Raw genomic sequence first — 13,771 nt, 5'->3', positions numbered from 1 at the left:
CAGAGTGACGGCTGCTCCGGGCAGCCGTCAGGTCACCCCGTAAAAAAAGGCCTGATCGTCATGATTCAGGCCTTTTTTCTACTGCGTCATAAGGCCTTCAATGCACGCCACCCGCCGCAATCGCCTCGCTATACACAGACGCCACCCGCTTCGCGATCACCGAGTTGTCGAAGTTCTCGCGTGCATAACGGCGGCAAGCGTCGGCATCTGGCAACTTCAGTGAGCCGTTCAACGCACCGGCCAGCCCCTCAGCGATCGCCTTCGCCCCCGTCTCCGGCAACACCAGATTCGGCGACAAGCCCGCCACCGCTTCCGGCAGGCCGCCCACCGGCGTCACCAGCACGGGCGTACCCGAAGCCAGCGATTCGACGGTAATCAGCCCGAAGCCTTCGAGCGCCACCGTCGGCACCACGCTGATATTCGCCGCACGGTACAACGCCGCCAGATGCTGATCGGGCACGAAACCCAGCAGCTTCACGTTGTCCTCGAGGCCCGCCTCCGTGATACGCGCCTGTAACTCGCCTTCGAGCCGTCCCTTGCCCGCGATCAGCAGCAGCACATCGGGCGCAGTACGCTTGAGCAGCTTCACCGCATCGATCAGATCTTCGAGGCCCATCCGGCGCACCAGTCGCCGCACGGCCAGCACGATCGGTCGGTCTTGCGGCAATTGCAGCTTCAGGCGTGCCTCGGCCGGCGTGATCGGCAGATTGAACTGCTCGACGTCCACACACCCCGGCACGACACGGACGCGGTCCGGCGCGATGCGATAGCGCGACGTCAAAATCTTGCCGAAGGCCTCCGACAATACGATCAACCGCGACGAGCGCGCATACACCGATTGCTCCAGATAGCGCTTGGCGCGCTGGCCGAGCGAATCGGCGCCTTCCACGTGACTCTCGTCAGCCCACGGCCCCTGAAAATGCGAGACCTGCGGAATGCCACGTGTCACGTCGAGACCCGGAAACGTGTACAGCGCGAAGTGCGACGAAATCACGTCCGGACGCGATGTGCTGATCTCCTGGCGCAGCGCGCGGCGTGCCGCCATCAGGCGCAACGGCAGCGATTGCGCGGCGGAGCCGAAACCGTTGATCGCGCCACCGGTGTCCGCGGCGACTTTAGGCGAGCCCGCCACCACGCCGCGCACCGCGACGCCCGCGCCCGGCAAGGCGCCGACCAGTGAGTAGTACATGCGGTCGAGACCGCCCGCGCGCTCGGGAAACCAGTGCATCCCGATCTGTAGCGATTTGATTGGGCGCGTCGTCATGATTGTTGCCCCTGTGCGTTCTGCGTGTTGTGGTGAATGGTCTGGCCGGCCAGCGTGTTCAGCGTCAGCGCATCGGTCCTGGCGACCGCCGCCGCTTCCGTTTCGCTGCGCCGGCGGTCCTGTTGCTGCCCCGCCAATTGCCGGTACAGCGCGATGTATTGCGCGGCCATCCGCGCCCAGCCGAATCCAGTTGCCAGTTCATTGGCGGCGACACCCATCGCGCGACGCGCGTCGTCGTTGTCAGCAAGATGCGCGACGGCGCCGGCCAATGCTTTGGGATCGTCCGGATCGTCGAGCACGATGCCGCATTCCGGCGTGATGATTTCCGCGCCGCCGGCCGTGCGTGCCGTAACCACCGGCAGCCCCGCCGCCATCGCTTCGAGCAGCGACAGGCTCATGGCCTCATAGCGCGACGGGAACACGAACGCGTCGACCGAGTGCATCAGCACCGGCATCTCCTTGACCAGGCCGAGAAAATGCACGCGATGCGCAATACCGAGCGCCTTCGCCTCCTCCGGATAGGGACTGCCCGGCAGGAACCCGGCCACCGCGATCTGCACGTGCTCGGGCAGATGCTTGAGCGCGGCCAGCACCGTGCCGAGGTTCTTGCGCGGCGTGCGTAAATCGCCGACGAACAGCAGCAGGAATGCGTCCGCAGGCAAACCGAACTTCGCGCGATCGCCGGTTGCAGCCGCGAAGCCTTGGGTATCGACGCCGTTGTAAATGACATCGACCCGGTTATGTGGCGTCAATCCGATCGCGCAGATTTCATCGGCGACCTTTTGCGAGACCGCCGTAATGACCTTCGAGCGCCGGTAAGCCCAGCGTTCGAGCCATGCGTTGCAGCGTGTATAGACCGACTGATACGCGGACCACACGCCTTTCGTAAGCCCGAACGGGTAGTACTTGCTGCCGAACCAACCGCTATGCACGAAGTGCGACGTGTTGACGTCGGCAGACGCCCACGTGATGAATCCATTCACGTGCAACAGATCGAATTCACGGCGATGCCCGCGCAGCCACATCGCGCTCCTGAACGCGAACACCTGCTGGCGCAGCAGATTGGTGGGCCACCAGCGGCCGATTTTGATCGGCACCCAGCGGACGTTCGGATGGGCAAGAAGATCAGGGGCGACATGTGACGCGATCAGCGTCACACCGATGTTCTCATCGAGGGCGGCGCGCGCAATCTCGTGGTTGACGCGCCCCTGGCCGTCGTTATGGCGCACGACGTGCGTGACAATGGCGACTCTCAATCAGTGCCTCCGTGGAGAAGTAGCGTGCGTCTGCGGTTCATCTTTTCGTAGTGCACCGCGGAAAGGATCGAAAAAACACTCATGAAAAGCAGCAGCCCGCCGGTGCCCACCAGCGAATTGGTGAACACCAGCATCGCGAAGGTCGCGAGACTGAGGCTCAGGCAGGCGGAAACGAATTTGTCGTTGCGCAGCTTGAACGACGCGAGCGCCGCTCGCACCACCAGCCACACAATGCCGGACATGTAGAGCAAGGTGCCCGGCCAGCCGAGCACGAACGGGATATTCATCACGCCGCTGTCGAAGTTGCCGTACTGGCCAAGCTGACCGCCGTCGTTCGAGAGCTTCGTGGAGGTGCCGGTCGCGCCCATGCCTTCGCCGGAGACGTCGGTAAAGGCCGTCTTCGCGAAGGTCGCGTAGAACTCGTTACGCGCGGCGTAGCTCTGGTCGTCGCTCAGGTTGACGAGCGTGTTCAGACGCGCCTGCATCCGCTCGGCGACCGGGCCAACCGTAAGCAGCGGCACGCAAAGACCGGCAAGCAGCACCGCACTCGCAACGATCCGCACGCGCACCTTGTTATTCGACTTGACCAACTGGATCAGCAGCGCAATCACCCAGCCACCCCACGTCGAGCGCACGAGGCTCAGCGCGAACGCGAAGAAACCCAGCGCCGCCGCGATCCAGCGCACGCGGTGCGTGGCCGCCATCACGTAGACCATCGCCCCCATCATCGCGAACGCGAACGGGCCGGAAGAGTTCATCGTGCTGAACACGCGCACGCCCATCGGCACGGGGTCGCCTTGCGAGTTCATCTGCGAGCCGAGCATCCACAGCGCGTCCCACGGCGGCATGATGAAGAACTGGATCAGGCCATAGCCGCCCATCACCAGCATGCCCCAGATGAAGGTATTGACGATGGTGTCGCGATACTTAGGGTACTGACGCGTGTGCGCCATGATGTGAAAGCCAATCAGGATCGGATAGAGCCAGTTCGCCAGGTCATAGGTCGCGGCGAGCGGGCCGCTCGACATCACGCCGATCATGAACGCGTAGGCGAGCCCCATCAGAATCAGCAGCACCGGCAGGCCGCGCCGCTGCGACAGCAGTGTGTAGTAACGGAGCAAGGAAAACGCACTGATCATCGTCACCGCGAGCGGCGCGACCTGGATCAGGCTGGTCGGCGTGAACGAACCTTTGGACCAGTCGGCGAGACGCCGGACTTCCGGGCTCAGGAACCACAGCCACCACATGAAGCCGATGTAGCGCGCCGGGCTCTTGAAGTAGAGCCACAGGCCCGTCAGGATCGCGAGCACCGGAAATCCGAGCGTGAGCACCGTGCCCTGATGCGCGATGATCAGCATCGCCGTGATCAGCCACAGCAAGACCTCCGGCAGCCACTCCTTGCTACCGCTGGACAGACTCCGCCCTGCGTTATTGCCACCGGCTCGGGTTATTGTCGACATCGGTTAGAGGCCCCCGCGTGATTCGTGCGAAGGGCGTTGACCTTGCCTCTCGCCGCCGGCGCGGACCCGCGCGGGCTGGTTCGCAGCGGCAGCCGCCGCCGCACGCGGCGTCGTTGCGTCGATGTCGGCCGCGCCATGCTCCGCCATGCGTCCGCGCGACACCGCCCGTGTGCGCAGCATGTCCTGCGTGATGCGCACATGCTGCATCGCATAGTGCTGCGTGGTCAGATCACGCGACAGCAAACCGGCAGCCGCCGCCTGCGCCTGGCGCAACGCATCCACAGGCGAGGCGGCGAGCTGATCCACCGCGTCGCGCAACGCCTGTGGGTTGAACGGCGGGGTATACGCCGCTTCGCCCGCTGGAAAATAATCTTCCAGCGCGCCGACGTTGGTGACCACCATCGGCTTGCCGACCGCCGCTGCTTCAAGCATCACCGTAATGCCGGAGGCGTGCGAATTCGGCCGCAGCGGCACGACGATTACGTCGGCCCAGTCGTAGAGTTCGTGCTGTTTCCTGATGCCCGAAAACAGCGCGATCTCGACGTTCGGCGCGCGCAGCGAGGCGGGAATCCGGCGGCGTGTCGCGAGCTTGACCGTGTAGCACGCATCGTTGCCGAACGCCTTGATGAGCGTCTCCCAGTCACGGTCGCGATCGTTGCCGATGGCAGCGATACGGATCGGCGTGTGCGGCGTCCATTCGGTCGGCACCTTCACGGGAAAGTCCTGCGTGTTCAGGCCGTAGAGCAGAGGCTTGGCATCACGATTGAAGTAGCGCTGGCACAACTCGGCGTTTTCGCTGGCGAGCGTGGTCAGCTGGTCGGCACGCGTCATCAGCTTGCGATACAGCCAGCTGCGCACAATCCCATAGGAAGGCCATTTATCGAGCAGCCACACGCTTTGCGCGAGCAGTAAGGGTGATCCATCCGCCCCGGCCTTGCGGCCGCTCAGCAGCAGCATCAGCGCGGCGGACAGCCATTCCTGCTCGGTATGCGTCCAGATCACGTCCGAGCGCAGCATCTCGGCGCGGTTGCGCCACGTATGGATGAAGTCGAAGCCGAGCGCCGCTTTCAGGCCGCGACGCAGCAAACGCACCGGCTTGCTCTCCCGCGCGTCCTGCGAATAGGTCAGCGCGAACGCGTCGGATTGAGCGTGGTGATAGCCGTACAGACAGCCGATGTCGTCGCCCGGCCGGTAAAAGCGCGGGTCGGCACCGTAAAACAGATGGACGTGAACTTTCGTACTCATGCAGACACTCCGCTCTGCCGGTGGAAAGGAGCATCGGCCTGCGCGTGGAAACGCCTATGCCAATGCAAGAACGTGCAGGACGATTGGGGCACGCGGGGTCGCGCTGTAGTCATGCGGCTCGGGACAGCGCGCGACGCGCCTCATGCGCCCCGCTACGCACCGCCCGCCAGCGCGATAGCCTCAGGCCCGCCTGTTTCGAAACCAGCGCAAGCGCGACGTGCGTGAGGCCCGGATAGACCCGTGTGCCGACCAGCGTCCACCACCACCAGGCGGTCTCGCGGCGCAGCGGCGGCAACTGGTCGCGCAGGATCAGATGGAAGTTGAACGCGGCATTGCGCAACGCCGCCATGGTTTGCGCGTCGCGACGGTCATCGTCGAAACGTTCGGCCGGGAAATGGTCGACGGCCACACGCGGGTCGTATATCAGCTTCCAGCCGGCATTTTTCACGGCGAGGCTGAAGGCCATGTCGTTGTGAACCTGGGCGCCCGCGCCGCGCAGGCGCCGATCGAAACGGATCGTGCGGACTGCTTCGCGCCGGTAGCTCATGTTAGCGCCCTTCAGGATGTCGACTTCGCGTGCGCCGCCGACCCCAAGGTGGTGATTGCCGATAATCTTGCCGTGCGCCGTGACCTTGCCGACCAGCGGCCGCTCACCGTCCAGCACGCGGCCTTTTTCATGCACCCAGTCGCGTCCGCCCAGTGCGCCCAGGCGTGCATCGCTCCCGAACGCAGCAGCAATACGTTCGACCCAGTCAACATGCGGCGCGGCGTCGTCATCGGTAATCGCGATCACGTCGCCGTTGGCCGCATCCAGTCCGCGATTGAGGGCCGCGACCTGGCCGGGCACGTCCACCAGCGCGACGGACAACGCCAGCGTGCCCGGCACGGCGGGATCGCGCAGGCAGGTGTGGGTCGCTTCGTCGTCGGCGCGCGCGACCACCACCACTTCGTCCGGCGCGCGCGACTGCCGTTGCAGCGCCGCGAGGCAGCGCGCCAGGTCGGCCGGGCGGCGGTAAGTCGGAACCAGTACCGTCACTTTCATCGTGATGTCCTTCTTTATCGTGTATGCGCTGGGATCGGAGCAATGCGCTGAGCCTGGTGGCTCAGGGGCTCAGACTCAGGTACTCAAATATTCCTGGACCGCTGCATAGCCGCGGTCGTAACCGCCGCGCGCACGCGCCGGCATCCCGTTGAAGATGCCGCCCTGCACATGTACCCCGGCTGCGCGCAGACGCTTCAGTGCCTCCGCGATCTCGCCTTCGTTGTGCACGCCCGAGCGAATCACGAAGAAGGTCGAACCGGCATACGCACCGATAATCGACGCATCGGTCACGGCCAGCACCGGCGGCGTGTCGATCAGGATCACGTCGTAGCGCTTGGCGAGGCCGTCCAGGTATTGCGGCAAACGCGGCGACATCAGCAGTTCCGACGGATTGGGCGGACGGCGGCCGCACGAGATGAAGCTCAAGCCTTCAACGTTCGAGTTGCGGATCGCTTCTTCGAGCGAGATCTGCCCGCTCAGCAATTCCGACAGACCGTTGTCCTGCACACCGCCCACGTAACGTTCGAGCACACCGCGACGCATATCGCCGTCGATCATCAGCACGCGTTTGCCTGAGTTCGCCAGCAGCACCGCCAGATTGACCGTCAGGAAGCTCTTGCCGACGCCGGACATGGGGCCGGTCAACATGACGATGCGGTTCTTCGCATCCATCATCGTGAATTGCATGGACGTGCGCAGGCTGCGCAGGCTCTCGATCGTGACGTCCTTCGGCCGCGCATTCGCCAGCACCGCGCGCAGGCGTTCGCCGCCGCGCTGGAAGCTGCTTTCGAGCACAGCCTGTTCGGCGCTCAAAGGAACCAGACCGTACACCGGCAGATGGAACGCGCGCTCGATGTGGTCGGGGTCGTCGATCCCCTTGAACATATTGCGGCGCAGGAACACGAAACCGGTGCCGCAGATCAGCCCCAGAATCACGGCCGCCGAGAGAATCAGCACCTTCTTCGGCTTGACCGGCGCACCCGGGCGCATCGCGTAGTCGACGATATGCACGTTGCCACCAGTACCCGCTTTCTGCACCGACAACTCCTGCACGCGGTTGAGCAGCAGCACGTAAATGTCTTCGGCCACCTTGGCGTCGCGTTGCAACTGCACGGCCTTCACTTCGGTCGCCGGCAAATCGCGGAAGCGGTCGGCGTATTTGGCGCGTTGCGCCTCCAGTTCAGCCATCTGCTGACGCGCGGCCACGAGCATCGGATGGTCGTCGCCATAGCGCTCGGCCAGCTGCGTCATCTGCAGACGCAAACCGGCGATCTGCTGCTCGTACTGCACACTGCCTTCGAGGTAGACCTTGGCTTCATCGCTCGCATTGATCGAGCCGGACTGGCGCTGGTATGCGGTCAACGCGGCTTCCGCGCGTTCGAGATCGGCCTTCAGGCGCGGCTCTTCGCTCTTCAGGAAGTCGAGCATCTTGCTCGCGTCGACCTGCTTGTTCGACACGTGCTGACGCACATACGATTGCGCGAGCGCATTGGCCACCAAAGCAGCGTGCTCAGGGCTCTTGTCTTCCAGCGAGATCTGGATCACGCCGGTTTGCTTGCCCTGCTCCTGCACGGTGATGGCCGACTGGAACGCGGTGATCGCGTCAAGGTCGTTAAAGCGCGTCACGATGAACTCCTCACCCGGACGGGCCACCAGCTTGCTGACGAGGATCGTCACGCCGCCGCCCTGTTCCTGCTGGCCGACCTGACCACGCAGTAGCAGTGAGCCGTTCTCCGCATACAGTTCGTAGTGCTGGCCGTCCTGGACCTGCATCGTCAGCTTCGCGCCTTCCAGCGCCGGCACCACCTCGAGCGAATCGACCTCGGCGTCTTCACCGCCCCATGCGTAAGAAGACAGACCCAGCCACGGCCGCGCCGGCTGGCCCGGCGTCGCCAGGCGCGCGGCGATGCTGCCAAGCAGCGGAATCGTCTTCGGCGCGACGCTGAAGTTCAACTTCAGTTGCTGGACCACTGGGCCGATCACACCGCGGCTCTTGATGATTTCGATTTCGGCGTCGGTCGGCAACGAGGTCGAGCCGGTGGTGATCGCCGCACCCGTTTGCGTCTGCGTGAGCGCCTGCGATGTATTGTCGGACTGCTCGACTCGCACGTGGGCATCAGCCGAATAGATCGGCTTGGCGAGGAAACAGTACGCGGCGGCCAGCGCGACGATCGCCGCGGCGATTGCGATCAGCCACCAGATGTCGTCGAGGATCACCTGCACCAGTTGCCCGAGGACGACGTCCTCTTCTTCGGTCTTGATCGGACCGGCCATGTGTGGAGAGATTTGATTGCTCACAATTCGATCCCGTATCGGTTGCTTCGGCGTAGGCTTCAGCGTGTGCTTTTGGCGTGCTTTGGCGTGTGCCTTGGCGTTTGCTTCGGTCCCGCGCCCTGGGAAAGCGGCGCGGGCCTGTCGACGGCTCAGGTGCTTACTTCGTCAACTGCTTCAGGTAGAACAGCGTCTGTATGGTCGGCAGGACTTGCTGCAACACACGGTTGAACGTGGTCGAAGCGGCGGTGCCCACATACACGACATCCATCGGCTGCAACTGGAACTGGGACGACAGCATGATCGCGTCGGGCTGCGTCATATCGAGGCGGTACACGTCCGGCGTGGTCGGATGTTCACGCATGCCGCGCATCACGAAGATCTGGCGCGGATTGGCGTCCGTGTCGAGAATGCCGCCCCCCAGGGTGAGCGCGTCGGCGATGGTCAGGCGCCCCCTGACCATGGGCACCTGGATCGGCGTCTTCACCTCGCCCATCACGAAGACGCGGCTGTCGCTGTGGTCCGGCACGTTGATCACGTCACCGTTTTGCAGCATGACGTTCTGCGTGGTGTCGCCCTGGTCGAGCATGCGGTTCGCGTCGAGCACGTACAGCTTGTTGTTGCGCGTGAGGCGCACGCGCTGGATGTCGGCGTCGCTGTTGGTGCCGCCCGAGCGCGTGATCGCATCGACCAGCGTGAGCGGCACGTCGCTGATAGCGAGCGGGCCCGGCGTCTTCACGTCGCCGGTGACCTGCACTTTCTGGCCGCGATACGACAGTACGCGCACGTCGACCTGCGGATTGCGGATGTAGCGCACGAGGCCGGCGCTCAGCTGATCGCGCACTTCGCCCACCGTCTTGCCCGCGGCCTTGATGCGGCCGACGAAGGGGAAAAAGATTGTGCCGTCGGCGGCAATGGTCTGGCCGTAAGGATCGGCCTGGCCCGGCAGCGCGGCGGTGTACGGCTGCTGCAAGGCGCCGCCGATCGACTGCGTGGTGTTGCCGCCTGACGACAGCGTGCTGCCCTGCGGCGTGGTCAATTCAGGGTGATCCCATACGGTGATGCCGAGAATGTCCTGCGGCGAGAGCCGGTACACATACTGCGACGGGTCGCTGAAACGCGACGTGGGCAACGTCTGCTGCGCGGCGGCAGCCGCTTGCGCCTGCGCTTGTGCCGCGACCAGTGGGCCGTCGATCAGATGAACCGGATAGGTTTCGTTAGCTTGTTGACTCTGATGCTGACCGTCGTCTTTCAGACGGGACGTGTCGAGGTAATTGCCAGGTGCGGTAGCGCAGGCCGACAGAAAGGACGTCAGCAAAAGCGTGGCGGCGAACCTCGATTTAAAGCCCGTCGAGTTGAGGTTCGCGAATGTGTGTGCGGTGCGTTTTTTCATCAGCATATTTTTTTCAGCCATCCCATGACCAGATGTTCGATGAGCACGAGACTCTCCCTATAGTCGGCTTCCACGTGGCCGTGCGGGTCGGCGACGTCGGAGTCGTCTTCCCATTTGCCGAGTGGATAGACCTTGCCGCGCGATGCTGGATCGAGCGCCTCGACCGCGCTCACCTGCGCGCGCTCGGTGACGAGCACCAGGTCGGCGGTGCGCACGAGCCGGTGGTCGAGACGCCGAGAATAGTGGATGCCGGAGGCGACGCCCTGCTCGGCGAGCAGGCGCCGCATCACCGGATCCATGGCGTGGCCGTTCACGGCGCGCAGGCCCGCCGAATGAAACGCGATCGGCGCTGAGGACGGCCGCGACGCCGCGCGCTGCCGGGACTTGAACAGCATCTCGGCGGCAGGCGAACGGCACACGTTGGCGTGGCAGACGATCAGAACGTTAGCGAACATAGCGGGCTCCTTGATGAGGCGTGGCGGCGCGGCGGCTTATTGGTCAACTCATTGGCCAACTTATTGGCCGGCCTCGACTGCGTCGGCCGCATTGGCTGTTATCGACAGACCGCTTGCGCCGACCTTCGCCGGTGCATTGCGCAGCGCGTGCTGACGGCCGATCGCGTGATACTCGATACCGAGTTCGAGCAACGCGTCCGGTTCGTACAGATTGCGGCCGTCGAAAATCAGCGGCGTGTTGAGGCTTTCCTTGAGCGAACCAAAGTCGGGGCTCTTGAAGACCTTCCATTCGGTGAGGATCACGAGTGCATCGGCGCCCTCCGCCGCTTCCATCTCCTCACTCACGAACGACAGGCGCGCGTGCTGTTGCGGCACGTCCTTCAGGTCGAGGGCGAAGACGCGTTTCGATTCGTCGATCGCGACCGGGTCGTAGGCCTTCACGCGTGCGCCGCGGCGCAGCAGTTCGGCGATCAGTGGACGGCTCGGCGCTTCACGCATGTCGTCCGTGTTCGGCTTGAAGGCGAGACCCCACACGCCGAAGGTGCGATCCGACAGGTCTTCGCCCAGACGGTCGACGATCTTGTGCGCGAGGATCTTTTTCTGCGTGTCGTTGACGGCTTCCACCGCCTCGAGAATGCGCAGGTTGGCTTTGTGGTCGGCTGCCGTGCGAATCAGCGCCTGCACGTCTTTCGGGAAGCACGAGCCGCCGTAGCCGCAACCGGCATACAGGAAGTCGTAGCCAATCCGCGGATCCGAACCGATGCCGCGGCGCACCGCTTCGATATCCGCGCCGACGCGGTCAGCCAGATTCGCGAGTTCGTTCATGTACGAGATGCGCGTGGCGAGCATCGCGTTGGCCGCGTACTTGGTGAACTCGGCCGAGCGCACGTCCATGTACAGCGTGCGTTCGCGATTGCGGTTGAACGGCGCATAGAGGCGCTTCATCAGTTCGCGCGCTTTTTCGCCCGGCACGTCTTCATCGCAACCGAGCACGATACGGTCGGGCCGCGTGAAGTCTTCCACGGCCGCGCCTTCTTTCAGGAACTCCGGATTCGATACTACGGAGAACATAGGGCTCGCGTTGCGCGCGGCCAGTTCCCCGGCGATCACGTCGCGTACGCGCGCGGCCGTGCCGACCGGCACCGTCGATTTGTCGACGATCACCGTGAAGCCTGTCATATGGCGGCCGATGTTGCGGGCGGCGGCAAGCACGTATTGCAGGTCGGCGGATCCGTCTTCGTCCGACGGCGTGCCCACCGCGATGAACTGGATGTCGCCGTGTGCAACCGCGGCTTCGATGTCGGTCGAGAACTTCAGGCGGCCCGCTTTGCGATTGCGCGCAACGATCTCCTGCAGACCCGGTTCATGGATCGGCACGCCGCCGTTGTTGAGCACGTCGATCTTGCGCTGATCGACGTCGAGACAGAACACGTCGTGGCCGATGTCAGCCAGACAAGCGCCCGTTACGAGGCCTACGTAGCCACTACCGATGATCGTCAGGTTCATGTATTACACCTCGGAGAATGGAGTTGAGTCAGGAAAGCGGTCACGCACTGCGTTGTGCGAGCGCTGCTCGCAAGAAAACGCCGGGCCGCCCCAAGTTTTCCGCACCATCGGAAGTCCCCTTGGGGGATTGCTCCCCCTCGGGGGGCTGGCGCGAAGCGACAGGTGGGGGGCCATCAATATGCGTTGCTGCCCACAAAGCCCTTCCACAGCGTCAGCACGACAATCTTGATGTCGAGCCAGAAGGTCCAGTGCTGCATGTAGTACAGATCGAGCTTGACGCGGCCCATCATCTTTTCGATGCGATCGGTTTCGCCGCGATAGCCGTTGATCTGTGCCCAACCGGTGATACCCGGCTTGATCCGGTAACGGTGCATGTAGCCCTTCACCAGATCCTTGTAGATGTCGTCGTGTTCGAGCGCGTGGGGGCGTGGGCCGACCACGGACATCTCGCCGCGCAACACGTTGATGAATTGCGGCAGTTCGTCGAGGCTGGTGCGCCGCAGGAACGCGCCGACCGCGGTGATGCGCGGATCGCGCCGTGTGGCCTGGGTGATCTTGCCGGCCTCTTCCTTGTGCATCTTCATCGAGCGAAACTTGTAGATCTCGAACTGATTGCCATCGATACCCTTCCTCTTCTGGCGGAAGAACACCGGGCCTGGCGAACTCACCTTCACCATCACCGCGATCACCAGCATCACCGGCGCCAGCGCGGTCAATGCCGCCAGCGCGAACAGACGGTCGAAGACGCGCTTGGGCAGCACGCGCAGATCGGTGATCGGCGAGGCGGCCAGGTTGATCGCCGGCACGCCGAGCAGATCGACCATCGGCTGATTGAACAGCGTCAGACTGCGCACGTCCGGAATGAAGCGGATGTTCACGAAGTCGTTCTTCAGGTCCATCACGAAGCGGTGGATCGCCTTTTCCTTCGAGATCGGCAGCGCGAGCCACAGTTCGCGAATCGCGCGTTGACGCACCAGTTGAAGCATCCGCGCGTAATCGCGCTCGACCGGCACGCCTTCGATCGAATCGCTCGCATCGGGGTCTTCGTAAGGGTTAATCGTGCCGTCCTCATCGAACACCACAACCGGGCTGAAACCCGTTTCCGGACGGCTGCGCATCTGTTCGATCAGGAAGCGCCCGTACCGCGCGTCGCCAACAATCGCCACCGCGCGCTGATTGAAGCCTTCGCGGCGCAGTCCGCGCAGGATCGAATAGATGATCACCTTGGTGACGATCAACAGCACGATCGTGGCGACCGCCCAATAGACGAGCCACAGCCGCGACAGACTGTCCGAGCGGTGCAGGCTGAAGCTGATCAGCACGCCCGTGACCTCCACCATCACCCAACCGCCGGCGACGCGGCACAGCAGGTCGTAAAGCGGCTTGCCGCGCCACGACTGATAGATGCCCAGCGCGGGAAAGACCACCACTACCAGCAGGCAGTCGAACGCGAGCGACACGCTTTGGACGTCGTCCAGCCACACCAATTTCCCGTTGTGCACGGCCGTCGCGATGGCGGCGCCGAGCGCGACCATGGCAATGTCGATGATTCTCGATAGAACGCTCAGCATGCGCTGCCCCTCAGTTCGTCAGTCAAGTGCCATCCATTGGTTGGTTGAATTCCCGTCACACTCATTCAGTCCTCTCTCCTCGCGCACAACGCCGGTATCCGCGCCTGCCGAATAAACGCGCGACGCGAAACGGATTGAACCCGTGCTAATTGGCCTGCCGCTTTCCGGACTAAAAAATTCCTGAACGCATGAATCGGAAAGCAGGCGTCTGAATGAGTGAATACCCGAGTACAGGTATAGATAAAGCGATATTAAAATTCGCGCTGCAAGTCTGCAAAATATCTCAAAATGTATCGGTCAAAATTTCG

General features: G+C 63.5%; 10 protein-coding genes. All 10 read right to left on the bottom strand.

The features are described from left to right. Positions 1 to 97: 97 nt before the first annotated feature. The 10 genes from PQQ96_RS04375 to PQQ96_RS04330 all read right to left on the bottom strand — a co-directional run bounded on the left by PQQ96_RS04375 (position 98) and on the right by PQQ96_RS04330 (position 13,463). Positions 98 to 1,264: a glycosyltransferase family 4 protein gene (locus PQQ96_RS04375; RefSeq protein ID WP_408289235.1), complete on the bottom strand. Its 1,167-nt coding sequence runs from the start codon at positions 1,262 to 1,264 to the stop codon at positions 98 to 100. Beyond that, positions 1,261 to 2,520, bottom strand: a complete 1,260-nt coding sequence (locus tag PQQ96_RS04370) for a glycosyltransferase family 4 protein (RefSeq protein WP_408289233.1) — start codon at positions 2,518 to 2,520, stop codon at positions 1,261 to 1,263. Before PQQ96_RS04370 ends, PQQ96_RS04375 begins: the two co-directional genes overlap by 4 nt. After that, entirely contained in the window at positions 2,517 to 3,980 is a 1,464-nt protein-coding gene (locus tag PQQ96_RS04365; RefSeq protein ID WP_408289230.1) for a glucose-6-phosphate isomerase, read from the bottom strand. Before PQQ96_RS04365 ends, PQQ96_RS04370 begins: the two co-directional genes overlap by 4 nt. 3 nt (positions 3,981 to 3,983) lie before the next feature. Next, positions 3,984 to 5,225, bottom strand: a complete 1,242-nt coding sequence (locus PQQ96_RS04360; protein ID WP_408289227.1) for a glycosyltransferase — start codon at positions 5,223 to 5,225, stop codon at positions 3,984 to 3,986. Positions 5,226 to 5,334: 109 nt separating this feature from the next. Beyond that, positions 5,335 to 6,267: a glycosyltransferase family 2 protein gene (locus tag PQQ96_RS04355; protein ID WP_408289224.1), complete on the bottom strand. Its 933-nt coding sequence runs from the start codon at positions 6,265 to 6,267 to the stop codon at positions 5,335 to 5,337. 75 nt (positions 6,268 to 6,342) lie between these two features. Further along, positions 6,343 to 8,541 (bottom strand): polysaccharide biosynthesis tyrosine autokinase, encoded by a 2,199-nt coding sequence (locus tag PQQ96_RS04350; protein ID WP_408289383.1) that lies wholly within the window; start codon positions 8,539 to 8,541, stop codon positions 6,343 to 6,345. Positions 8,542 to 8,698: 157 nt separating this feature from the next. Beyond that, the gene (locus tag PQQ96_RS04345; RefSeq protein WP_408289380.1) at positions 8,699 to 9,937 is read right to left on the bottom strand and encodes a polysaccharide biosynthesis/export family protein; all 1,239 of its coding nucleotides are present in this window, start codon (positions 9,935 to 9,937) and stop codon (positions 8,699 to 8,701) included. Further along, positions 9,931 to 10,386: an arsenate reductase/protein-tyrosine-phosphatase family protein gene (locus PQQ96_RS04340; protein ID WP_408289221.1), complete on the bottom strand. Its 456-nt coding sequence runs from the start codon at positions 10,384 to 10,386 to the stop codon at positions 9,931 to 9,933. The genes PQQ96_RS04345 and PQQ96_RS04340 overlap by 7 nt, the downstream gene beginning before the upstream one ends. 60 nt (positions 10,387 to 10,446) lie before the next feature. Continuing rightward, positions 10,447 to 11,892 carry a UDP-glucose dehydrogenase family protein gene (locus PQQ96_RS04335; RefSeq protein ID WP_408289219.1) on the bottom strand — a complete coding sequence of 482 codons (1,446 nt, stop codon included), beginning with the start codon at positions 11,890 to 11,892 and terminating at the stop codon, positions 10,447 to 10,449. A gap of 173 nt (positions 11,893 to 12,065) precedes the next feature. Next, the gene (locus PQQ96_RS04330) at positions 12,066 to 13,463 is read right to left on the bottom strand and encodes an undecaprenyl-phosphate glucose phosphotransferase (protein ID WP_408289216.1); all 1,398 of its coding nucleotides are present in this window, start codon (positions 13,461 to 13,463) and stop codon (positions 12,066 to 12,068) included. Positions 13,464 to 13,771 lie beyond the last annotated feature (308 nt).

The sequence above is a fragment of the Paraburkholderia sediminicola genome (assembly GCF_046027825.1).
Taxonomy (GTDB): domain Bacteria; phylum Pseudomonadota; class Gammaproteobacteria; order Burkholderiales; family Burkholderiaceae; genus Paraburkholderia; species Paraburkholderia sediminicola_D.
Note: the sequence above shows the minus strand (reverse complement) of the source record. Positions and strands in the feature narration are given on the sequence as shown.

What these genes read in the sequence shown, in the direction of transcription:
- PQQ96_RS04375 (WP_408289235.1), bottom strand. Translation starts at nt 1,264, where the DNA reads ATGACGACGCGCCCAATCAAATCGCTACAGATCGGGATGCACTGGTTT.
- PQQ96_RS04365 (WP_408289230.1), bottom strand. Translation starts at nt 3,980, where the DNA reads ATGTCGACAATAACCCGAGCCGGTGGCAATAACGCAGGGCGGAGTCTG.
- PQQ96_RS04360 (WP_408289227.1), bottom strand. Translation starts at nt 5,225, where the DNA reads ATGAGTACGAAAGTTCACGTCCATCTGTTTTACGGTGCCGACCCGCGC.
- PQQ96_RS04355 (WP_408289224.1), bottom strand. Translation starts at nt 6,267, where the DNA reads ATGAAAGTGACGGTACTGGTTCCGACTTACCGCCGCCCGGCCGACCTG.
- PQQ96_RS04350 (WP_408289383.1), bottom strand. Translation starts at nt 8,541, where the DNA reads ATGGCCGGTCCGATCAAGACCGAAGAAGAGGACGTCGTCCTCGGGCAA.
- PQQ96_RS04345 (WP_408289380.1), bottom strand. Translation starts at nt 9,937, where the DNA reads ATGCTGATGAAAAAACGCACCGCACACACATTCGCGAACCTCAACTCG.
- PQQ96_RS04340 (WP_408289221.1), bottom strand. Translation starts at nt 10,386, where the DNA reads ATGTTCGCTAACGTTCTGATCGTCTGCCACGCCAACGTGTGCCGTTCG.
- PQQ96_RS04335 (WP_408289219.1), bottom strand. Translation starts at nt 11,892, where the DNA reads ATGAACCTGACGATCATCGGTAGTGGCTACGTAGGCCTCGTAACGGGC.
- PQQ96_RS04330 (WP_408289216.1), bottom strand. Translation starts at nt 13,463, where the DNA reads ATGCTGAGCGTTCTATCGAGAATCATCGACATTGCCATGGTCGCGCTC.